Consider the following 22,494-nt stretch of genomic DNA (forward strand, 5'->3'; position numbering starts at 1 on the left):
ATAGGAACATCAATGGCCGAACAACTGAATGAACTGCGCGATAAAATAGACGCAGTCGATAAACAGATTTTAGATCTGCTCTCTCAGCGTCTTGCTTTAGTAGAGCAAGTGGGTGAAGTAAAAAGTGAGCATGGCTTACCTATTTATGCGCCAGACAGAGAGGCAGCGATGTTGGCCTCTCGTCGTGCAGAGGCTGAGAAAATTGGTGTTCCTCCTCAGTTAATTGAAGACATTCTGCGCCGTACCATGCGCGAGTCTTACGCCAGTGAGAAAGACTCAGGCTTTAAATGCCTTAACCCAGAGCTGCGCTCTGTGGTGATTGTTGGTGGTAAAGGTCAGCTAGGTGGATTGTTTGCTCGTATGTTTACCTTATCTGGCTACCAAGTAAAAATATTGGGTAGCCAAGATTGGCCTCGTGCAGATGAGATTCTCGATAATGCGGGTCTAGTGGTTGTCACGGTTCCTATCCATTTAACGGAAGGCGTGATAGAGAAGCTAGGCTCTTTGCCCGACGATTGTATTTTGTGCGATCTCACCTCGATCAAGTCCAAGCCGTTGCAAGCTATGATGAACGTTCATAGTGGCCCTGTTGTTGGCTTACACCCAATGTTTGGCCCTGATGTGCCAAGTTTGGCGAAGCAGGTAATTGTTTACTGTGATGGTCGTGGTCAAGAACACTACCAATGGTTGTTGAAACAGTTCTCTATTTGGGGAGCTAGCTTGTGTCAGATTGAGGCTAGCGAGCATGACCATGGTATGACACTGATCCAAGCGCTGCGCCACTTCACCTCGTTCGCTTATGGTTTACATTTGAGCCGAGAAAACCCAAATATTGATAAGTTACTGCAACTTAGCTCACCAATTTACCGATTAGAGTTAGCCATGGTTGGTCGTCTATTTGGTCAGGATCCAAATCTGTACGGTGATATCATTCTGTCATCAGATGAAAATATCGAGATGATTAAGCGATTCCATCATTGTTTTGGTGAAGCGCTGAAGATCTTAGATGGCAAAGACAAGCAGGCGTTTGTCGAGAGCTTTAACAAGGTCAGTGACTGGTTTGGCGATCACTCACAGCAGTTTATGGATGAAAGCCAAAACTTGCTCAAACAAGCCAATGATTCAATTCATCGCGGTTAGATAATTTAGCGACAAACGATAAAAATAAAGCCCCAGCGTGAGTCACGCTGGGGCTTTTTAGTATTCAGCCGATCTGAGTGAATTATTGGCGGCGCAGCGTAATAGCAGCTAGACCTAAATCCATGATTAACTCATCATCAGATACGATTTTAAACGCAATTTTATCGTTCGGATTTGAAGGTTCAGATACAACTAGGTACTGAGTGCCGTTTTGATCGATAACTTCGAAGTCAGCATCTGAGCGAACACCGTCAGAAATCATGTAATCAGAACCTAGTTCAATCTCACCTGATTGCATGGAGAAACCCATCGCACCAGCTTCTGAAGTCCACGTACCTTCGTAATCATGACCACCACATCCTACAAGAACAGCAGAAAGTAGTACCGCCGTCATTAGCTTGAAAAATCTCATATTGATTAACCTTAAATATCCATTCTGAGTTTCGATTTTTTATAGTGATTCACAGCATCACTGTACAACAAAATCAGTGCTGTGAACGGTGCACAACATATCACTGATTTGTGTTGCAATAAAACAATATTTTATGACCTAAGGCTCTAAAATTATTGAATTTAGTTTCTATTCTTCTTGCTAGATGACCGCGGTTTTGCTATCAGGATCTGACGCTTCGTTCGCCACAGAGAAAGCTTTGGTCTCAGTGTAAGGTGAGTTAGTTAAATTCCGTGTGGTGGAGTCAGCCTAGGTAAGCCCAATATAAGAAACTGGAATAGACGCAAAGAAATGCGAGATATTTAGAATTATTCGAGAAATAGCAATATAAATAGGTAGCTACCTATACCATAAATATGGGTAAATATGATTACTTGAAGCTTGAATAGTTTGATCTCTTGTGGGTAGTTAGATGAAAAAATATTTAATGATTTTGGATAGTACACGTGTTTTATAAAATGATAGCAATGTTGCTTTGTTCTGTTCTCTCTTTTTCAGCACAGTCATACGTAAGTATAGATTTCTCTGGTGATTTTAATAGTAAGCTTAAACAAAGAAAATTGGATTATAAGAACGGAGATTTAATACTAAATGAAAGATATCATGAAATTTTAAATTATCTTAAAAAATATGATTTAGACAATGAATTTAAAGAATCGCAACGGAGTTGGTTGAAATATAAAACTGAAGCATGTAATGGGGAGGAGTTTTTTGATAATTCAAATGTGAGTAGTGACATTATGACTCAGTATCTCATTTCGGATTGTATGACGTGGGTAACATATGCGAGGTTGCTAGAGTTTGACTATATCGAGTCTAAAGAAGTAGAACTTGCTTATATGCTTCGTCAAAAGAGAACTCACTCAGAATTGGATTATTATAAAGACTCTTGGAAAGGCTATGTTTCTAAATCTTGTGGTGTCAACGTAATACTCCACAATGAAAATGTTGAACGCTGTGTAGAAAGGATTAATTACTACTACAGAGAAGTCGAGTTGTGACGGTTTTAATATTTAGAAAGAGTCGCCTTGTTTATGATGTTCTCAGAGAAACGCTAATTGATGTGTATGCCTTCAATCAGGAAAATATATTGTGAATGGACAAAGTGGTAGTTAATTTATGAGTAGATACTTTGTGGTTGCAATGGTCGTGAATTATGGTGTTTTCTCAGTTTCATGTTTCTTGAACTGTACAGAATGAAGTTAATTATATGTCATTGAATCAAAGGGTAGTGAAAATAAACATCTCTAGTTTGATAACGATATTGTTAACTCTCCTATTCGTCTCTCTCCCTGCAAAAGCTGAGTCTTTAGATATAACTCCCGATTTTAGAATTGGAAAGTGTCAGCAGATCAAAGAGGAAGCTGATCTGAATAAGTGCTTTGGTCATGAGAATGTACTGTCAACTTATGAGTTTGATAGAGACGGTGATGAGTACCCCGCGACCATACTTTATCCAAATGTTGAGGGAAAAACACTGCGTGTTTTTTGGTTCGATGACCAAAGGACTGAGCTGCGAAGTGTCCAATTGACTGCTGATGGAAGCCAATGGCGAGTTGGCCCCCAACTTTATGTAGGATTAAGTAGTCAGGAACTCACTAGAGTGAATAAGGCGAACTTTGCTGTGAGAGATTTCGATTTTGATGACCAAGGTGAAGTATTGTGGAAATCTGGCTACGTACCAAGCGTTCTCGCGCCGGAGCGACTTAGAGTGTATCTAGATATTCAAAATGATTTGAGCACTGAGCAGATGATAGCAGTGAGTGGGCAAGGTGTGTTTTGTTCTTCTCATGCTGAAAAGCTGGGTGTAAAAATGGCAATAAAGGAGATTCACCTTTATTTTTCAGATCAACAGCATTTTGAGGTGGATTGTAAAGGTGTGGAAGAATAAGAAAGTTGCGCTGTCGCTTCAACCAAGTGATTGAAGCGACAACGCTCACATTAGTTCGTTGATTCAACCTTTTCTGAACTCGTTTCTTTATTCACCGCTGTCTTGATTGACGAGTCAACATAAGGCGCATTAGTCAGGTTGATCTGTAGTTTAACCACTCGGCTTACTAACTCAACCAAAGGTTTCCATTTTACTTTTTTCTCTTTTTCAAACAGATAATCAAAGTTTTCAGGAGTCCAGTCCATGGTGTACTGTGGGTTGAGAGCGCGGCCTAAGAAGCGTACTTCATAGTGAAGGTGAGGGCCTGTCGAGTTACCAGAGTTGCCGCACGAAGCAATCACATCCCCTTTACTTACGAATTGACCACTTTTTACCTTAAAGCGGTGTAAGTGGGCAAAAGAACTCATAAAGCCGAATGAATGGCGAATGGTTAAGAAGTTACCAAACCCTTTTTTACTTGGACGCACAGTTTCAATCACGCCATCTGCTGGGGCGATAATGTCAGTGCCGCGTTTACACGTGAGGTCAATCCCCGTATGTGTATGACGCTTACCTGTAATTGGGTTGGTGCGACGGCCATAAGAAGATGAAATTCGTAAGTAGTCAAGCGGGGCATCATTTGGAATCATACGAAACATCGTTGCACGTACCGCCGAGTCTACTGCCGCTGCATCCAGTCGATCTTCTAGATTTTGTTCGCCTTCCGTTTCTTCGTTTGCGAGCCCTAAAACGGATTCAACATCGTAGATTCGTTGGCCAAGAATGTTGAGCTGGCTGCTTTTCTCTTCTAGCTCTTGAGAGAGGCTATGAGTGGTATCCAATTGGTCTGAATACAGTGATTCAAAGTTAGATTTTTGCTCTGATACCTCAGTTAATTGTTGTTCAAGGGCTTCTACTTGTTTTTGCGAATGTACCAACCAAGTTGCGGTACCTAAAATTGCCGTTGTTGTGGCAGCGAAAGCAATAAAAATGTGTTTTCTGCTGAGCGAGAAACATTGTTCCCCTTTGCCAGCAGGAATAGATATAGTAATTTTTTTAGACATAAAACAGGGTTAAGAGTGTTCACCTAAATCTGAAAGGTGCTCAATTTCTCTATGCAGCAGTTTATCGTCGCCCACATTGAGTTCAACGATACGCTTGATGTGGCTGATACTCTCTAGGTCAATATGCTCAATGGATACCCGTAAGATATGGTCATTTTTAGCAATGATTCGACCCACTAACTCGATTGTCACATCGCTGTCAGGCAATGAGAAACGAATTGAAAGCGGTTTTAAATCCAACGAATCTGACTCATCACAAGCAACTAAAAGGCCATGCAAAGAGAGATCTTTGATGCTAGCGTCTACTTGATGCTCATCTTGGGTAAGGGTCGCTGGGGCTTTATATACGATGCGGGAAAAACGACGGCGTTCAATCATACTTAGTTCTCTTCCTGTTATTTCTGTTAGCTTAACAGAATAATTTAAATTTCTGTGTGGAGTCGCTCAAAGTTAATGATGGCGGGTCTTATAAAAGGTTTTTCATATTTACCGTATACAATAAAGGCCGCTATGATAGCGGCCTTTGCATAAAATTCAAGCGACTTTAGTTAAGTCATTGATTACTTAGTAACGCGCTTATATTTGATGCGATGAGGCTCTGCAGCTTCAGGGCCCAGAGTCTTCTTCAGCCACTCCATGTACTCATTGTAGTTACCTTCGTAGAAGTTCACTTGGCCTTCGTCGCGGTAATCAATGATGTGTGTAGCAATACGGTCTAGGAACCAACGGTCGTGCGAGATAACCATTGCACAACCTGGGAACTCTAGCAATGCTTCTTCTAGTGCACGCAGTGTTTCAACGTCAAGGTCGTTGGTTGGTTCATCGAGTAACAGTACGTTACCACCCGCTTTAAGTAGCTTAGCAAGGTGTACACGGTTACGCTCACCGCCTGATAGCTCACCGATGATCTTCTGCTGGTCTGAACCTTTGAAGTTGAAGCGTGAGCAGTATGCACGAGCTGGAATTTCGAAGTTGTTGATCTTGATGATGTCAGCGCCTTCAGAAATCTCTTGGTAAACCGTCTTCTTGTCATCCATTGAATCACGGAACTGATCAACAGAAGCCAGTTTAACGGTCTCACCCATTTCGATAGAGCCTGAATCAGGTTGCTCAGTACCGCTTAGCATCTTAAATAGTGTTGATTTACCTGCACCGTTAGCACCGATGATACCGACGATAGCACCTTTAGGCATGTTGAATGACAGGTCATCAATAAGTACGCGGCCATCGAATGACTTAGTCAGGTTCTTAACTTCGATAACCTTGTCACCTAGACGCTCACCTGGCGGGATGAACAGTTCGTTAGTTTCATTGCGTTTCTGACGATCACCGCTTTGTAGTTCTTCAAAGCGAGCCATACGCGCTTTAGATTTAGACTGGCGACCTTTAGGGTTTTGACGAACCCACTCAAGTTCTTTCTCAATGGTCTTTTGACGAGCTTTTTCTTGAGACGCTTCTTGTTGCAGACGTGCGTCTTTTTGCTCAAGCCAAGAGGTGTAGTTACCTTCCCATGGAATGCCTTCACCACGGTCAAGTTCAAGAATCCAACCCGCAGCGTTATCTAGGAAGTAACGGTCGTGGGTAATCGCAACTACAGTACCATTGTAATCAACAAGGAAGCGTTCTAGCCATGCAACTGACTCTGCATCCAAGTGGTTGGTTGGTTCATCAAGTAGCAGCATGTCTGGTTTTTCAAGAAGCAGACGACAAATCGCAACACGGCGACGTTCACCACCAGATAGGTGAGCGATTTTTTGATTCCACTCTGGTAGACGTAATGCGTCAGCTGCACGCTCAAGTGCGTTTTCTAGGTTGTGGCCATCTTTCGCTTGGATAAGCGCTTCAAGTTCGCCTTGTTCTTTTGCTAGTGCATCGAAGTCAGCATCTTCTTCTGCGTAAGCTGCGTAAACTTCATCTAGACGTTTCATTGCGCCAGCAACGTCAGAAACCGCTTCTTCTACAATTTCACGTACTGTTTTAGATTCATCTAGTACAGGTTCTTGAGGTAAGTAACCTACGTTCAAACCTGGTTGTGGACGAGCTTCACCATCGATATCAGTATCGATACCCGCCATGATGCGTAGTAGGGTAGATTTACCTGCACCGTTTAGACCCAAAACACCGATTTTTGCGCCAGGGAAGAAGCTAAGAGAAATGTCTTTAAGAATTTGACGCTTAGGTGGCACAATCTTGCTCACCCGCGACATGGTATATACGTATTCAGCCATTGCCGATCGTTCCTAAATTTCTATGCACATAAAAGAGCATTTTACACCAACCCAACTCGGTTTGTTAGCCAAGTTAATAAATGGAAGTAATCGCACGCTGTGATTTCTATTTTATTAAATGTGTCACAGTTATATGAAATAATTTTTGTTTACACCTAAATGCTTTACAGGACTGATTAGAATAGTCCTTAATATTGATACCCAAACGTTTTCATAGCATCTGCTAATTTGGGTAAATGACGATAAATTCTCACTAGGACGAGAAGAGATGACGCCAAGGTTTTCAAAACCACTGCATCGCCTTCCATCATCGCTATTGGCTTTTAGCGCGATGTTATGCAGTGTAAATGCTCATGCGAGCAAAGAGTTAGATTTAAGCCAACAACGCAAGGTGTACGACCAAGCTCAAGAGTTATTGGATGAGCGAAATATCGAACAATACCTAAGCATTCGCCCTCAAATTGCAAATTATCCGCTGACGCCTTATGTCGACTATCGTGTCTTCATGGCTCAGTTAGGGGATAAGTCGCCTCAACAGGTGACGGCATTTATTGAACAAAATCGCAGTTTTCCGTTTTCCAATCGTATTCGAGCACCTTATTTAGACCGACTGGCTCAGCAAAAACAGTGGCAAACTTTGTTGAGTTTTCAGACTGAACCTCCTCGTGGTGAGCAGTATCAATGTCATTATTATAATGCTCAGATGCAAACGGGGAACAAGCAAGCCGCCTACAAGGGCGCGGAGCATCTTTGGTTGCATGGAAAGAGTGTCTCTGATGCCTGTGACCCATTATTTCAAGCGTGGGATAAAGCAGGGCTAAGAACGGATCAATTAATTTTAGAACGGATGTTGCTCGCCTTTGATTCGCGTAACGGTAAGTTACTCAATTATCTTGCTAAACAGCTCGACAGTACCAGTGCTCGTAATCGGGCAAAGCTGATGGTGGCGTTATTTAACCAGCCTGAGCAGGTAGCGCAGTTTGCGATTAAGCAACCCGCCGAAGAGTTTTATCAACAACAAGCTGAGATGGCGCTAGAAAAACTGGCGCGTAAAGACGTTGCTAAAGCGCAAAAGGCATGGGCAACCGTGGTTGAGCGTCAACACCTAACGGATGAACGCGCGCAGCAACTGGCCGATTATATTTCGTTTCGTTTAATCAATACCGATTCACCAAGTTTAATCCAATGGCGAGATGCAAAAATAGCGACTTCCTCGAATGTGAAGCTGCTAGAGCGCCGCTCTCGATTAGCTATTCAGCATGCAGATTGGAAAGGGGTGACTCAATGGATCGCGCTGATGCCAGAAGAGGCTCAGCAGTCGAATCGTTGGCAATACTGGCAAGGTCGTTCAGAGGTCGCGCTTGGACAAACAAGCGAAGGCCAACAACGTTTAGAGTCTATTCTTGGTCAAAGAAACTTCTACAGTGTTGCGGCGGCTAAAGAGATTCAACGTTCTATTGAATACCCGCAGACCACATTTACATTAGATCGTAATGTGGTTGCGCCATATAGCGTGAGTTTGACACGTATTGATGAACTGATCGTACGCGATAAGATTGCCGCAGCGAAAAGCGAATGGGCTTGGTTACTTCGCCAAGCAAACAGCCAAGAGCAAGAGATGCTCGCAGCATATGCGGCTTATAAACGTTGGCATCACTTAACAGTCACTGCGAGTATACAAGCGAAAATGTGGGACAACATTGAGCTGCGTTTCCCTGTTGCTCACAGTTGGTGGTTTAACTTCTATGGTGAAAAGCACAATATCGATCCTATTACTCTCATGTCGTTAGCTCGCCAAGAGAGTGCGATGGATGTTGAGGCAAGATCACCTGTTGGTGCACGTGGCATCATGCAAATAATGCCTTCTACCGCTAAATATACCGCGAAGAAATATCAGTTGGCTTATCGCGGTAGCCATGAACTGTACGAAGTCGGTAAAAACATCGAAATCGGCAGTCGTTACTTACAAGGGTTATTAGAACAGTACGATAACAATCGAATTTTTGCGTTTGCTGCGTATAATGCAGGGCCAGCAAGAGTGAAAACGTGGCGTTCTCGTACGCAAGGGCAATTAGATGCTTACGCCTTTATTGAGGCGATTCCTTTCAACGAAACTCGTGGTTACGTGCAAAACATTTTGATGTTTGAAACTTACTATCGAGATTTATTAGGAGCGGACGGTGCGTTTCTTAAAACTCATGAAGTGAACACCAAGTATTAGGCGCACAACTATGTCATTACAACCTGAATATAAAGAGTGGCAGCAAGTATTAGATCTGATTAAACAGAGCACCGAATCTGAGCAGCATGAAATGTTATTAACCATGTTACTAACTCCAGATGAACGTGATTCTCTTGTCGCTCGTGTGAATATTTTCCGTGAATTATTGAAAGGGGATTTGTCTCAGCGTCAGATTAGCCAACTGCTTGGTGTGGGTGTTGCCACCATTACTCGTGGCTCTAATGAGTTGAAATCGAAAAGCGGTGATGAAAAGCAGCAAATTGCTCATCTCCTGAAGGTAGATTAGTTCTATTCAGAAGCGAACAAAAAGGTGTCTTAGGACACCTTTTTTAGTTTCACAGCGTTATAAGTTGGCAGGGAAGTGCTCTGGGTTAATAAAGGGAATCAAAGCCAGAATGAGTGCCTGATGATAAACAGAGCTTCGAGTAAGGAGATCTTTGGTCAGTAAACCAATCGCGCCACCTTTTTGCTTGATATTATTGGTGGCAAACACTTCATCCATCACCGTTCCTAATTCGTTATCAGCTGACAGCTTTTCAACAACCGCTGGTGGTAGCATTAGGCTAGCTGAGCGGGATTCTCCTCTGTGAGTGTCTGACTCAATTACCATCCAAGCAAAGGTTGTTTGTCCTTCATTGCCAGCCTCAAGACCAACATAATAATCTGCATTTGGTCGTTCTTGTTTGGCGTTTTTCACTCGATTTAACGCACCAAGATGCGTCTCGTGATCACCAATAGGTTGATCGGCGACACCACTTGGCACATTCACACCAACAAATTCAAAAGATTGCTGAGGGAAGCTAGCTGAAAAAGCACTTTCTACCGCTTTTATTTTGGCAGGATTAAGCGAAGCGACAATAACTGTCTGGGTGGACATATCCATTTACCTTCTTCGAAGAAACGAACTCTTTTAGCTGATGTAAATCGACCGGCGGTGATAAGTAGTAGCCTTGCATGAAATCGCATTTATTGTCTGCAAGCCAAGTATGCATGTCTTCGGATTCAATACCTTCAGCGGTCACAATCATTGACTGTGAATGGCACAAATCGACCAGTGGTTTCACTACTTTTCGGTTGTCGGTTTTAATTAACGCAGCTAAGAATTCTCGATCCAATTTAATTTTTTGTACCGGGTATTCTACAAGCTGTGTGATGGATGTATAGCCAGAACCAAAATCATCGATCGCCAGCTTAAAGCCCATGGTCGAGAGCTCATGCAGCAAGGTATAGCTTTGTGAATCTGTGGCGAAGGTTTCTGTGATTTCAAAGTCGATAAGATCAGGGCGCACTTTGTAGCGATGCGCCATACGTTCGATAAATAGAGCCAGTTGCTTAGAATCAAGCTCGGCAGAAGAGAGGTTGATCGACAGTTGGATGTCGTGTTCAAACAGCGCTTGAATCCCGACAAAATCGCGAAACGCTTGCTCGATAACCCAGCGGTCGATATTGCCAAATAAGCCTGTTTTTTCCGAGATTGGGATGAATTCGGCTGGGTTTACTCGCCCAAGCTTTGGTGAATTCCAACGCAACAGAGCTTCGACGCCCATCACCTTGTCGCCTTGGCGGTTATAGTAGGGCTGGTATTGCAGCGTAAACTCTTTGTTGTACTCTCCGCTTCGCAGCGCACGCTCAACTTGAGTGCGACGTCGCACAGTATTATCAAGCTCTTGAGAATAGTAAGCAACTTGGTTTTTACCTGCTCGCTTCGCTTGGTACATCGCGGTATCAGCATTGGATAACAAGCTGGTGAGATCGTTGCCATCGTCGGGGTAGGCTGCAATACCAATACTGGCGGTAATAGGGAAGTTCCCCAATGGCGAACGGCCAGTTTTCATTAGCGGTTCGAGAATGGCCTCAGCTAAGGATTCGGCATAGGCATCTCTTTGTGAAGAGGCGATAAAGATCGCGAACTCATCTCCGGACAGCCGAGAGGGTAGGCATTTTAGGCTGTGCTTTTTTTGCCAATCAAAGCATTGAACTTTTAGATGGTTGGCAAAATTAATCAGCAAATTATCGCCAGTATTGTGGCCATATTTGTCATTCACATACTTAAAGTTATCTAAGTCAATATACAGAATCCAAGCGTAGTGATAACGGATTTTATTGACTAGCGTTCGCTCAACAGCAGTTTGAAATTGGTAACGATTTGCTAACTGAGTTAAGTGGTCATTTTCTGCCAGAGCTTTGGTCTTTTGGTAGCTTGAATGCAACTCACGATACATCTCATAAAAGCGCACCGATAAACGACCTATCTCATCGTCGTTAGGGAGCTTTTCTATGTTGTGGCGCTTACGTTGTTCTACATCTAATAGTTGTTTGTCTAACTTGGCGATAGGGCTAATCACATGGCGATAGAGCAAAATCAATAAGATCAGAACCGTGACTAGAGCTGAGCTAGCAAAAGAGAGCACCAGCTTATGCTCAATAGCCTCAAGTTTATCGTTAAGCAAATATTGAGCAGGATCTAAGGTCGCATAGAGTCCTGATTTTAGTTCAACAGAATGATTCAACCCCGATTTATACACTGGATGATCGGTGAAGAAGATGCTGCTGTCGTTATCAAACTCGAGTATGTGCTTAAGTTGGTCAAATTGGCTTAATGTGAGGTAGACCACGACGAAGTAAATTTCGTCATTATCGTAGTTAAATGGGGTGACTAACGTATCGGGATTGAGAATGTTGTAGCGAACCAACACACTCTGCCCTTGGTGGTTTTTGGTAAAACCCGTATGTGTAAGCTGCCCTGATTGCTGATAGATATAGTTAACGTAGCGCATGACCTTTTCATCAAATTTAGAAAAAGGATCACTTTGGCTGTCGGCAAAGAAGCGAACTTGGCGTTGATTGTTTAGGATCGCGACACCGATGGTGTCTTGTCCGGTGGATTGAAGAGTGGCAATAGTCCGCTTAAGGTCATCTTGCAACTCCATCTCTTTAAATGGATTTTCTTGCGGATCAAGGTAATGGCGAATGATGTCACTTTTGGTCAGCGTTAGCGAATAGCTGTTAATTAACGCATAAGATTGCCTAAAGTGCCCGGCAAGCTTTTCCATTGTAAGCTGCAAGTAACTGGCTTCTCGTTTGATCAATGCGTCTTTTTGATTGTGATAAATGCTGTAACTCGATAAGGCGGCACTGAGCAACACAACCGGGGTAACAAGTAACAGGACTCTAGTATTGAGTTTCATGGCCTTTCAAATGCAATTTATAACGTTAGCTCTTGAGCTAATCGTTCGAGCTTAAGAGTCCAATCTATTTGCCCTTGCTCGAATCATGATTGTATTGAGCGCTATGATGCATCAATTAATTGCGATTCAGGCACAAGTTTTAATCAACTTAATCAATACGTTGCAGCTTTGGTGGTTGTTACATTTATTGCATGAATAGTGTGATATTGGTAGGTGCGGGGTTCGCGAGCGGAAATGACAAGTAGATAAAATTACGCTGACACATTTAATAAAGCTCCTGATAGGCAAATGTGTCAGCGTTATAAGTTTGAAAGTTAAGTGAGCTTTACTTGAGTGGGTTTGACGTTTTCACTCGGGTAACAGCCAAGTACCTTCAAGTGCTTGGTGATTTTTGTTACTTCAGATAGCGCTTGTTGCATGTCTTCGGAATCGAGGTGCGCTTCCAAATCTACGTAAAACATCTCTTCCCATGGATTACCCATAATTGGGCGAGACTCTAGCTTCGTCATGTTAATGCCGTAACGTTGTAATACCAATAAAGTTGCTACCAAAGACCCCGCTTCTTGTGAGGTTGACATGATCAGTGTGGTTTTTGCCGGAATCTGTGGCGACACCTCTACTGATTTGCGTGCAACAATAATAAAACGAGTGTGGTTTTCTGTTTGGTTGGCAATATTGCCTTTAATCGACTGTAGGCCATATAGCTTTCCGCTTGAAGCATTACCGATGGCGGCGATGTCTGAGCGGTTCAACTCACGTACCTTTTGCATTGCATCAGCGGTGCTTGCGCATGTTTCGAGCTTCACACCTTTTAAGCGACCGATAAATTCACTGCATTGTTGGTGTGGCTGAGGGTGAGAGTAAAGCGTTGTGATATCTTCTAAGCGAATGTCAGATGTTGCAACTAAACAGTGCTCAATAGGGAGAGTTAGTTCACCGACAATATAGAGCGTGGTGTGTTGAAGCAAATCATACACTTCATTAATTGAGCCAGAACTGGTGTTCTCAATCGGCAATACACCAAAGTCAGCATGGCCAGATTCCACCGTATTAGCGACTTCTTTAAAACCTTCACAGTTTAGCTCAATGAGCTCGGTATTTTTGCGACTGAAATACTCGCGGCTAGCAAGGTGAGAGTATGAACCTTTAGAACCAAGAAAGGCAACTCGCGCTAGTGGTTTACGGCTTTGCTCAGGATTAGCGAGGTTTTGTAAATATGACTGCTGAAGCAGAACAGAGTCTTCAATGATGGTGTGGAACAATTTGGTAATGTATTGCGCATCGAGTTGGTATTTATTTTGACCATTATCGATGAGCTTAACCAGTAGTTGTTGCTCTCGCTCTGCATCACGAACGGGTTTGGATGTCTCTACCTTGCTCTTGGCAACTTCAATACTCATTTGGCGACGCTCAGAGAGTAGCTGTAGCAATTGGTCGTCGAGCTCGTTTAGACGGAGTCGAATTTCGTCGAGCGAGTATTTTTGTTTAGTCATCCTATTTTCCTTACATAAAAAAACCTCCCTTTGGGAGGCTTTCTGTTCGTTTTTGACTTATCTTGCGAAACGAGTGAGCCTCCAAAAGTTATTGGAGAAAAAACAAGTCAAAAAAGAACAGAGTGTTTGATGTCATAAATCATTTATTTTTAGTGGGTTCGTAAACACAATAAGCAACCGAGTTTTCAGCGTCAAGCAAAAAAATAGCGCCTTTCGGCGCTATTTTTTATGGTTTTCTTTACTCCGCTTCTTCCAATTCTGGTTTGTCTGCTCGACGAGCTTCTGGTTTGTGGCGTAGTTTGTTTAGCTGACGTTCTAGTTTCTGTTCTACCTCGTTAACGGCAGCGTATAAATCTTCATGTGTTGCTGAGGCGACTAGCTTTCCTTTTGGAATGGTAATTACAGCCTCGAATTTCTTCTGTTTGTTCGGTTCTTCGCTAAAGCTTGCTTGGCATCCGATGATGTCCACTTGCCACTTTTCTAGCTTTTTAAACTTGCTCTCAATGTGATTGCGGATTGCAGAGGTGATGTCGATATTTTTGCCAGTGATGTTTACTTTCATAGATGTTTTCCTCTGTTGCATCCCTCATGGGTTAACTCCAGATTACTCATCCATACCTAAATAAATGTGATTCAGATCATGCTTTTGGGTGGGTTTTTAGCGATGGAATTCAATTGTGATCCAACTCAAAATGTCTTTAGATAAGCGCATAAAAATGCTTGAGAAACTTTGAAAACGCTTTAGATTGGGAGTTGTACGTTGCTAAAAATCATTCGCTTTTTAGGGACTTCATTCGACCTCAATAAAACCGCTGTTTAATCTTTACTCACTTTGTCTTTGTGATTTAGTTCACGATCGAATCATCATCTATAGCTTTGGTTAATTTGGAGCAGATTAGATGGCGAATAAATATCCTTTCTTCTTAGGTGAAACGCAAACGGCTCAAGCTTGTGCAGAATTAAGTCTGTTAGCTTCAAATATGCAAGGCATTATTCACCGTTTTAAAGTTGCGTAAGACGAAAAGTCACATAATGGAGCGCATTTGATGCGCTTTTTTTGTCGATTATATTTTTTAATCTCTCTTTTTAGTGAATTCAGTCTAAATGACCCAATGGTTCGATAATGGATAATTAGGTCTGGGTCTGTTCAATAGAGTGGTTGGTTTCCCACTTTCTTGGAGATTATTTTGGCTTTAGCAAGAGAAGATATCTTGTTTTTTTAGCATGTACGATTCTGCAAATATACATTCTGTATTGGAACTAACATCCTTAATTGGAACCTCTCAAATCATAAACCGTGAAGTGCGACGAGTCTTTGTTTTATTTAATTCTTAATTAATTCATTTAAGCGATATAACGCGCTACTTAAATTTCTTTTTTGTGAAATTTAATTCTTAAAATTGGTTTTTTAGTAAATTTATCGGTGGTTAGTAATGAGATTTAAAGACTTTAAAGTTAAAAATAAGGTCGCTGCTATTTTTGTCGCTATTTCTTTGGCCGTAATACTACAGATTGCATTTATGGTTAAACAAATAAGTAACGTTAGAGATTCTATGCTGGTTTTTTCAGATGTTAGTGTCCCAAGTGTTTTGTTAGTCAAAGATATGCAAATTAACCTTGAAGAGATAAGACGTGATCAATATGCCTTACTGTCTAATCCTACGCATGAACTGGTTCCAATTTGGTTGGATAACATGGTTAATTTTCAAGCTCAGCTTGAACAGAGGTTATTTGATTATCAGAGTTATGTGTGGGATGAGAAAGAGCGTGAATACTACGATAAAGTGGAAGTAAACTGGAGAGAATATTTAGAGCAAATAGAAAGCTTTCGAACAGCGTTTAGTGCTGGAGAAATAGGGAAAGCAGGTCAATTGACGATTGATGGATATGAGGATTATCAAATTGCTTTTAAATCTCTGACAGAGTTAGAGGGATTAAACCGGGACTTCATTGCAGATAAGAGGGCGCTGGCGAATGAACAGGTGGTTCAAACCTTTACGGTTAGCTTTATAGGTATCGCTTGTGTTCTTACTTTTATGGTTTTTGCAGGGTGGGGGTTAACTTTACAAGTGTGCTCACCTCTTGTCCGTGTGATGGCGCTAGCTCAAAGCATTACCAATGGTGATTTAACACAAACGATTGATAGAGAAAAAATTGGTAATGATGAGTTTGGTAAGTTAGCCGATACGTGCCAAAAAATGCAAGATAACCTTAAGTCAATTATAGAGCAGATCGCGAGCTCGTCTACACAGCTAGCGAGTTCAATTGAAGAGGTAAGCGCAGTTTCGACTCAGACAGAGCAAGGCATGGTGAGTCAGCAAAGCCAATTATCCTTGGTTGCAACAGCTATGACTCAGTTACAAGCAACGGTTAATGAAGTTGCAGCTAATACTGAAGAAGCGTCGAATGCAGCGATGATTGCAAATGACAATATAAATGATGGGACCAAGAGCATTAGAGAAGGAATAAACCAGATCTCTCATGCCCAGCAAGTCGCTGAGTCTACAGGAGATATGGTTACTAAGCTTGAAAAAGATTCTAGTGACATCAGTATGGTTGTTGATGTCATTCAAAGTATCGCAGAGCAAACAAATTTGCTTGCTTTAAACGCAGCGATAGAGGCTGCTAGAGCGGGTGAAAAAGGCCGTGGTTTTGCTGTTGTTGCCGATGAGGTCAGAACGCTAGCGGGGCGAACCCAGAGCTCTACTGAAGAGATTGTTGCGATAATCAATCAATTACAAGAGCGAGCAATGCGAGCTGTAGAAGCGACAAATCAGAGTTGCGATATAATCAATCAATGTAATGAGCAGTCGACAGTTACAGGAACAACGATAGGAGACATAAGTTCTTCCATTGAAAATATTGCGAATATGAACATTCAGATCGCTAGTGCATGTAGTGAACAAAGTTCTGTTTCCGAAGAGTTGCAACGAAATGTAGACAATATTCATCATTCATCGACTGAAGTTGCTGCTGGTGCAACACAAACGGCTCAAGCTTGTGCCGAGTTGAGTCAGTTAGCTTCTAATATGCAAAATATTATTCATCGTTTTAAAGTGGCGTAATGACCCATCTTAGTATGGGCCATAAATATAAAATAAAAAGCTCACCGAGTGGTGAGCTTTTTAGCATCAGCTGAGCTTAAAGCGGGTTTTTCGATATCAATTGTCGAGTGCGATTGGCAGCTTCCGTTAAGCCTAATTCTTCGTAGGCTTCTAATTGAATCTCTAATGATTTACGCGCCGCTACCGTGTCAGGGTAGGTTTTCTGCAACTCTTGGCAGCGGTTGATTGCTGCAATCCACGCTTCACGACGAAGATAGAAATCAGCGGTTGCTAAATCGTATTCGGCTAAGCGGTTTTTAAGTGCGTACATACGTTTTTGCGCATCTTTTGCGTAGGCACTTTCTGGGTAACGCTCAAGTAATTTTTTGAAATCAGCGAACGCTGCTTTTACCGGTTCAGGGTCGCGGTCACTACGATCAATGCTGAATATATCGTGCATAAAGTTTCGGTCTTGCGCCATATGGGTTAGACCGCGCATGTATAAAATCCAGTCGAGTTTTTCGTGCGTTGGGTTTAAACGCATAAAACGTTCAATTGTTGCTAGACCCAATGCCAAATCATCGTTTTTGTAGTAAGCGTAGATAAGGTCAAGCTGAACCTGCTCAGAATAAGCACCGAATGGGTAACGTGAATCTAATGCTTCTAGTTTTTCAATCGCGGTCATCCAGCTACCGCTTTGAAGAGAAATTTGAGCATCAGAGTAAAGCTCTGATGGTGGTACATCCGGGACGATTTGTTCACTGCCGCTGCTGCAGCCTACTAATAGAGTTAATGCTAAAAGCCCAGATAAAGTATGCTGTTTCATGTCAGGAGTCGATTCCTTGAAGTAAATAATTCTGTCGCTTCCGTTACTTTCTTGTCGGTAGCAGATACAATGGTGCAATATTCTTCCACACTCGTGACAATTAGTCTCACAGTTTTTGAAAAAGTTCGATATGGCTCAGCAGATTGAATTAACTAATACAGTAAAAGATAGCCAATTAGGTCAACGTCTTGACCAAGCTATCGCCGAAATTTTTGCCGACTTCTCACGTTCGCGACTAAAAGAATGGTTGCTAGCGGGTAAAGTTCAAGTTGATGGTGAGGTAGTAACCAAGCCAAGAACCAAAGTAATGGGCGGCGAAATTATTACCCTGCAAGCGGAACTTGAGGATGAAGAGCGCTGGGAAGCGCAGGATATTCCGTTGGATATTGTTTATGAAGATGACGACATCATCGTAATCAACAAACCACGTGACTTTGTAGTACACCCTGGTGCTGGTACACCTGATGGTACAGTGCTTAATGCATTGCTGCATCATTACCCAGCAATTGCTGAAGTACCTCGTGCAGGTATTGTTCACCGTCTTGATAAAGATACGACAGGTTTGATGGTCGTTGCGAAGACAGTGCCTGCTCAAACACGTTTAGTGCGTGCGCTGCAAAAGCGTAAAATTACTCGTGAGTATGAAGCGATTGCGATTGGTCGTATGACCGCTGGCGGTAAAGTTGATCAACCTATTGGTCGTCACTCAACTAAGCGCACGTTGATGGCGGTTGCGCCATTAGGTAAACCAGCGGTGACTCACTACCGAGTTGCGGAGCACTTCCGTGAACATACGCGTATTCGTCTGCGTCTGGAAACCGGTCGTACTCACCAAATCCGTGTGCATATGTCTTACCTGCAGCATCCGCTACTTGGTGATACTGCTTATGGTGGTCGTGCTCGCATTCCACAAGGTGCAACTCAAGAGCTAACGGATATGATTCGTGCGTTTGATCGTCAAGCACTGCATGCGGTTATGCTTCGTTTTGAGCACCCAGTTACCGGCGAAGAGCTTGAGTTCCATGCTCCTGTCCCTAACGATATGGTCGTTATGACAGAAGCGCTGCGTAAAGATGCTGAAGAGCATGGTCTAGAAGAAGACTACTAAACAGTTGTAATCGAGGTTAGCTATGTCTTTCTTAATGCCAAATTGGAAAGTGCCATCCCATGTAAAGGCGATTGCGTCGACGCGCCAAGGTGGTTTTTCAACGAATGAGTATTTAGGGCTTAACCTAGGTACTCATGTTGGAGATGATGCTGATCTTGTTGCTCGTAATCGAGCGCAGCTTGTTGAACTGGCCAAAATGCCGAGTGCACCAGTTTGGCTCAATCAAACTCACTCAACCAAAGTTGCCGACGTTATAGCGCCAACTTCAGAGATACTTGATGCCGACGGCGCTTATACGAGCTCGACAGGTGTTGTATGTTCAGCGATGACAGCGGATTGCTTGCCGGTACTCCTTACCGACAGCAAAGGCACACAAGTCGCAGCGGTTCATGCTGGCTGGCGTGGCCTGGCTAACGGTATTATTGAAAACGCCGTAGAGAAATTCTCGGGTGAAGTAATGGCTTGGCTTGGCCCTGCCATTGGGCCAAACGCATTTGAAGTTGGTGAAGATGTACTTAACGCATTTTCAGACTTTGATGCGCAAGCAATTAAAGCATTTAAGCCAACGGGGCAGCCTGGTAAATGGTGGGCGAATATGGATGAGCTAGCCACGCAGCGATTAAACAAGCTAGGGGTTACGCAAGTCTTTACTAGCGGCCTATGTACCTATTCAGACCCTGAGCGTTTTTACTCTTACCGACGCGATGGCGTGACTGGTAGGCAAGCCACTTTTATTTGGCTTGAATCCCGCTAAATAACTCATAGAAGGCTGACTGATGTCAGCCTTTTTGTTATCTGCGCAAATGTTTTCGTTTTTGCTTCTGATACCCTTGAAATTCTTGTGGTCAGTATCCATCTTTTGTTTTGATTAATAGAATTTTTCCGTCGAGGTTAGGAAGGTTGGTATGCGTCTAGACAGGTTTACTAGCAAGTTTCAAATCGCTATATCTGACGCGCAGTCATTAGCGTTAGGTCGTGACCATCAATATATAGAGCCAGTGCATTTAATGGTGGCACTGATGGATCAAAATGGCAGTCCCATTCGTCCATTACTCACCATGCTTAATGTCGATATCACTCATCTTCGCTCAAAGCTAAGTGAAATCTTAGATCGCCTACCTAAGGTAAGCGGTATCGGTGGTGATGTTCAGCTTTCCAGTGGCATGGGGACATTATTTAACCTATGCGATAAAGTCGCGCAAAAACGACAAGATAGCTATATCTCGTCTGAGGCGTTTCTACTTGCGGCGATAGAAGACCGAGGCCCTTTAGGCGCGTTATTAAAAGAAGTTGGCCTGACTGAAGCAAATTTATCTGAAGCGATAGACAAGATCCGTGGTGGTCAGAAAGTGAATGACCCCAATGCAGAAGAACTTCGCCAAGCGCTTGAAAAGTTCACCGTCGATCTAACCGAACGTGCCGAACAGGGTAAGCTTGACCCTGTTATTGGTCGAGATGATGAAATTCGTCGCACCATCCAAGTTTTGCAGCGTCGTACCAAAAATAACCCCGTAATTATTGGTGAGCCGGGTGTTGGTAAAACCGCGATTGTTGAAGGTTTAGCACAGCGCATCATCAATAACGAAGTGCCTGATGGTCTGCGCAATAAACGCGTATTATCATTGGACATGGGCGCGTTAGTTGCGGGTGCTAAATATCGTGGTGAATTTGAAGAACGTTTGAAGTCGGTACTGAATGAGCTTTCTAAAGAAGAGGGCAATGTCATTCTGTTTATCGATGAGATTCATACCATGGTCGGTGCGGGGAAAGGTGAAGGTTCGATGGATGCAGGTAATATGCTAAAACCTGCTCTTGCTCGAGGTGAACTGCATTGTGTGGGCGCAACAACCTTAGATGAATACCGTCAATATATAGAGAAAGACCCAGCGCTCGAGCGTCGTTTCCAAAAAGTGCTGGTGGATGAACCTAGTGTTGAAGATACCGTAGCAATCTTACGAGGTCTAAAAGAGCGCTATGAGTTGCACCATCATGTAGAAATCACAGATCCAGCGATTGTCGCGGCGGCGAGCCTGTCTCATCGTTACGTATCGGATCGACAACTACCAGATAAAGCCATCGACTTGATCGATGAAGCTGCTTCCAGCATTCGGATGCAAATTGACTCTAAACCAGAATCTTTGGACAAGTTAGAGCGCAAAATCATTCAACTTAAAATTGAGCAGCAAGCACTGAGCAATGAGCATGATGAAGCGAGCGAAAAACGCTTAGCAACATTAAACGAAGAGCTGCAAGAGAAAGAACGTGAATTTGCTGAGCTCGATGAAGTGTGGAATGCAGAAAAAGCTGCACTGTCTGGTACACAACATATTAAAGCCGAGCTTGAACAAGCGCGTATGGATATGGAGTTTGCGCGTCGTGCCGGTGACTTAAACCGAATGTCTGAGCTGCAATATGGTCGAATCCCTGAACTAGAGAAGCAGTTAGACTTAGCGACTCAGGCTGAAATGCAAGAGATGACCTTATTGCGCAATAAAGTCACCGATGTAGAGATTGCCGATGTGCTGTCGAAGCAAACGGGTATTCCTGTTTCAAAAATGCTCGAGGCAGAAAAAGAGAAGTTACTGCGCATGGAGCAGGTGCTCCATAAACGCGTTATTGGTCAAAAAGAAGCGGTTGAAGTGGTATCCAATGCGATTCGCCGTAGCCGAGCGGGGCTATCTGATCCTAATAAGCCAATAGGTTCTTTCCTATTCTTGGGCCCAACGGGTGTAGGTAAAACGGAATTATGTAAAACGCTAGCCAGCTTTATGTTTGACAGCGAAGATGCCATGGTTCGTATCGATATGTCTGAGTTTATGGAAAAACACTCAGTCGCTCGTTTGGTTGGTGCGCCTCCTGGTTATGTGGGTTATGAAGAAGGTGGTTACCTAACCGAAGCGGTTCGTCGTAAACCTTATTCAGTGATCTTGCTTGATGAAGTGGAAAAGGCGCATCCAGATGTGTTCAACATTCTATTACAAGTATTAGATGATGGCCGTTTGACTGATGGCCAAGGCCGTACTGTAGATTTCCGCAATACCGTGGTGATCATGACATCGAACTTGGGCTCATCAAGAATCCAAGAAAACTTTAATGCGCTGGATTACCAAGGTATCAAAGACCAAGTGATGGATGTCGTCACAAAACACTTTAGACCCGAGTTCTTAAACCGTGTCGATGAAAGTGTTGTATTCCACCCATTAGGACAAGACCACATTAAGTCTATTGCCGCTATTCAGCTATTACGTTTGGCGAAACGTATGGAAGAAAGAGGTTATCATCTAGAAGTATCTGAGAAAGCGCTAGATATGATCGCTCAAGTGGGCTTTGACCCAGTCTACGGCGCTCGGCCATTGAAACGCGCAATTCAGCAAAGTGTTGAGAACCCGTTAGCGAAAGCCATCTTATCTGGCCGAGTGATTCCAGATAAAACCGTGAAGTTGGTGGTCAATAACGATCAAATCATTGCGCATCAGTAGTGGTTTAAAAATCCGTTCAATAGATAAAGGGGCTTTTTAGCCCCTTTTTGTTTGATTTTTGATGGTTTTGTTTAATTAGTATTCGAACGACGCTAAAAGTGATAAATAATTGAAAATTGCTATTGTGTTCGGAGATAAACTACCTATAATGCGCCTCCGTTGTCACGGTAAACCAAGCAAGTATGCAGGCAACGAAGGCGGCGAAAGTTAATCAGTTAACTTTCAGAGAAATAACTAAAAAAGTGTTTGACACGATTGGTTATCTCGCTAAAATGGCCGTCCTGTTTGAGTGAAGCTCAACAGAATGTTCTTTAACAATTTAAACCTATCAATCTGTGTGGGCACTCGTTGATGATAATCC

18 protein-coding genes and 1 other annotated feature are annotated in these 22,494 nt (G+C 42.9%); of the genes, 9 read left to right on the forward strand and 9 right to left on the reverse strand.

The genetic code is table 11. The annotated features are described in order from the left end of the window. Nucleotides 1-12: 12 nt before the first annotated feature. Nucleotides 13-1,140, forward strand: a complete 1,128-nt coding sequence (gene tyrA / locus OH461_RS15310) for a bifunctional chorismate mutase/prephenate dehydrogenase (RefSeq protein ID WP_270021438.1) — start codon at nt 13-15, stop codon at nt 1,138-1,140. Between the two features lie 82 nt (nt 1,141-1,222). On the opposite strand, the gene OH461_RS15315 is transcribed toward tyrA, so the two are convergent. Further along, on the reverse strand, nt 1,223-1,552 hold the full coding sequence (locus tag OH461_RS15315; protein WP_270021439.1) for a hypothetical protein: 330 nt from the start codon (nt 1,550-1,552) through the stop codon (nt 1,223-1,225). A gap of 485 nt (nt 1,553-2,037) precedes the next feature. Here OH461_RS15315 and OH461_RS15320 point away from each other — a divergent pair, with 485 nt between their 5' ends. Both OH461_RS15320 and OH461_RS15325 read left to right on the forward strand, forming a co-directional pair. Further along, nucleotides 2,038-2,592: a lysozyme inhibitor LprI family protein gene (locus tag OH461_RS15320; protein WP_270021440.1), complete on the forward strand. Its 555-nt coding sequence runs from the start codon at nt 2,038-2,040 to the stop codon at nt 2,590-2,592. A 209-nt stretch (nt 2,593-2,801) separates the two neighbouring features. After that, complete coding sequence (locus OH461_RS15325) at nt 2,802-3,482, forward strand: hypothetical protein (protein WP_270021441.1); 681 nt, start codon at nt 2,802-2,804, stop codon at nt 3,480-3,482. 50 nt (nt 3,483-3,532) lie between these two features. Here OH461_RS15325 and OH461_RS15330 read toward each other — a convergent pair whose 3' ends face one another. The 3 genes from OH461_RS15330 to ettA all read right to left on the reverse strand — a co-directional run bounded on the left by OH461_RS15330 (nt 3,533) and on the right by ettA (nt 6,753). Then, complete coding sequence (locus tag OH461_RS15330) at nt 3,533-4,525, reverse strand: M23 family metallopeptidase (RefSeq protein WP_270021442.1); 993 nt, start codon at nt 4,523-4,525, stop codon at nt 3,533-3,535. A 9-nt stretch (nt 4,526-4,534) separates the two neighbouring features. Next, nucleotides 4,535-4,903, reverse strand: a complete 369-nt coding sequence (locus OH461_RS15335; protein WP_270021443.1) for a PilZ domain-containing protein — start codon at nt 4,901-4,903, stop codon at nt 4,535-4,537. A 182-nt stretch (nt 4,904-5,085) separates the two neighbouring features. Continuing rightward, complete coding sequence (ettA, locus tag OH461_RS15340; protein WP_270021444.1) at nt 5,086-6,753, reverse strand: energy-dependent translational throttle protein EttA; 1,668 nt, start codon at nt 6,751-6,753, stop codon at nt 5,086-5,088. 268 nt (nt 6,754-7,021) lie between these two features. Between ettA and sltY the strand changes: the two genes are divergently transcribed. Together sltY and trpR are read left to right on the forward strand one after the other, a co-directional pair. Then, on the forward strand, nt 7,022-8,974 hold the full coding sequence (gene sltY, locus OH461_RS15345) for a murein transglycosylase (protein WP_270021445.1): 1,953 nt from the start codon (nt 7,022-7,024) through the stop codon (nt 8,972-8,974). Nucleotides 8,975-8,984: 10 nt separating this feature from the next. Then, a complete protein-coding gene (gene trpR / locus OH461_RS15350) occupies nt 8,985-9,281 on the forward strand; it encodes a trp operon repressor (RefSeq protein ID WP_270021446.1) in 297 nt (98 codons plus the stop codon). Nucleotides 9,282-9,338: 57 nt separating this feature from the next. Here trpR and yjjX read toward each other — a convergent pair whose 3' ends face one another. From yjjX to hpf, 4 genes are all read right to left on the reverse strand, one after another. Further along, nucleotides 9,339-9,872, reverse strand: coding sequence for an inosine/xanthosine triphosphatase (gene yjjX, locus OH461_RS15355; RefSeq protein WP_270021447.1), 534 nt, complete (start codon nt 9,870-9,872; stop codon nt 9,339-9,341). Continuing rightward, nucleotides 9,838-12,183: a putative bifunctional diguanylate cyclase/phosphodiesterase gene (locus OH461_RS15360; protein WP_270021448.1), complete on the reverse strand. Its 2,346-nt coding sequence runs from the start codon at nt 12,181-12,183 to the stop codon at nt 9,838-9,840. The genes yjjX and OH461_RS15360 overlap by 35 nt, the downstream gene beginning before the upstream one ends. Nucleotides 12,184-12,497: 314 nt before the next feature. Continuing rightward, on the reverse strand, nt 12,498-13,676 hold the full coding sequence (pheA, locus tag OH461_RS15365) for a prephenate dehydratase (RefSeq protein WP_270021449.1): 1,179 nt from the start codon (nt 13,674-13,676) through the stop codon (nt 12,498-12,500). Nucleotides 13,677-13,689: 13 nt separating this feature from the next. After that, nucleotides 13,690-13,810, reverse strand: a sequence feature (Phe leader region). Between the two features lie 104 nt (nt 13,811-13,914). Continuing rightward, nucleotides 13,915-14,238, reverse strand: a complete 324-nt coding sequence (gene hpf / locus OH461_RS15370) for a ribosome hibernation-promoting factor, HPF/YfiA family (RefSeq protein WP_260260808.1) — start codon at nt 14,236-14,238, stop codon at nt 13,915-13,917. 871 nt (nt 14,239-15,109) lie between these two features. Between hpf and OH461_RS15375 the strand changes: the two genes are divergently transcribed. Beyond that, on the forward strand, nt 15,110-16,741 hold the full coding sequence (locus OH461_RS15375) for a methyl-accepting chemotaxis protein (RefSeq protein ID WP_270021450.1): 1,632 nt from the start codon (nt 15,110-15,112) through the stop codon (nt 16,739-16,741). Between the two features lie 76 nt (nt 16,742-16,817). On the opposite strand, the gene OH461_RS15380 is transcribed toward OH461_RS15375, so the two are convergent. Beyond that, the gene (locus tag OH461_RS15380) at nt 16,818-17,546 is read right to left on the reverse strand and encodes an outer membrane protein assembly factor BamD (protein WP_270021451.1); all 729 of its coding nucleotides are present in this window, start codon (nt 17,544-17,546) and stop codon (nt 16,818-16,820) included. Nucleotides 17,547-17,676: 130 nt separating this feature from the next. Between OH461_RS15380 and rluD the strand changes: the two genes are divergently transcribed. The 3 genes from rluD (at nt 17,677) to clpB (ending at nt 22,133) form a co-directional block, all read left to right on the forward strand. Further along, nucleotides 17,677-18,654 carry a 23S rRNA pseudouridine(1911/1915/1917) synthase RluD gene (rluD, locus tag OH461_RS15385; RefSeq protein WP_270021452.1) on the forward strand — a complete coding sequence of 326 codons (978 nt, stop codon included), beginning with the start codon at nt 17,677-17,679 and terminating at the stop codon, nt 18,652-18,654. Nucleotides 18,655-18,676: 22 nt separating this feature from the next. Beyond that, entirely contained in the window at nt 18,677-19,408 is a 732-nt protein-coding gene (gene pgeF, locus OH461_RS15390) for a peptidoglycan editing factor PgeF (protein ID WP_270021453.1), read from the forward strand. A gap of 151 nt (nt 19,409-19,559) precedes the next feature. Beyond that, nucleotides 19,560-22,133, forward strand: coding sequence for an ATP-dependent chaperone ClpB (clpB, locus tag OH461_RS15395; protein WP_270021454.1), 2,574 nt, complete (start codon nt 19,560-19,562; stop codon nt 22,131-22,133). Nucleotides 22,134-22,494: the final 361 nt, after the last annotated feature.

The sequence above is a fragment of the Vibrio sp. LaRot3 genome (genome assembly GCF_027587025.1).
Classification (GTDB): domain Bacteria; phylum Pseudomonadota; class Gammaproteobacteria; order Enterobacterales; family Vibrionaceae; genus Vibrio.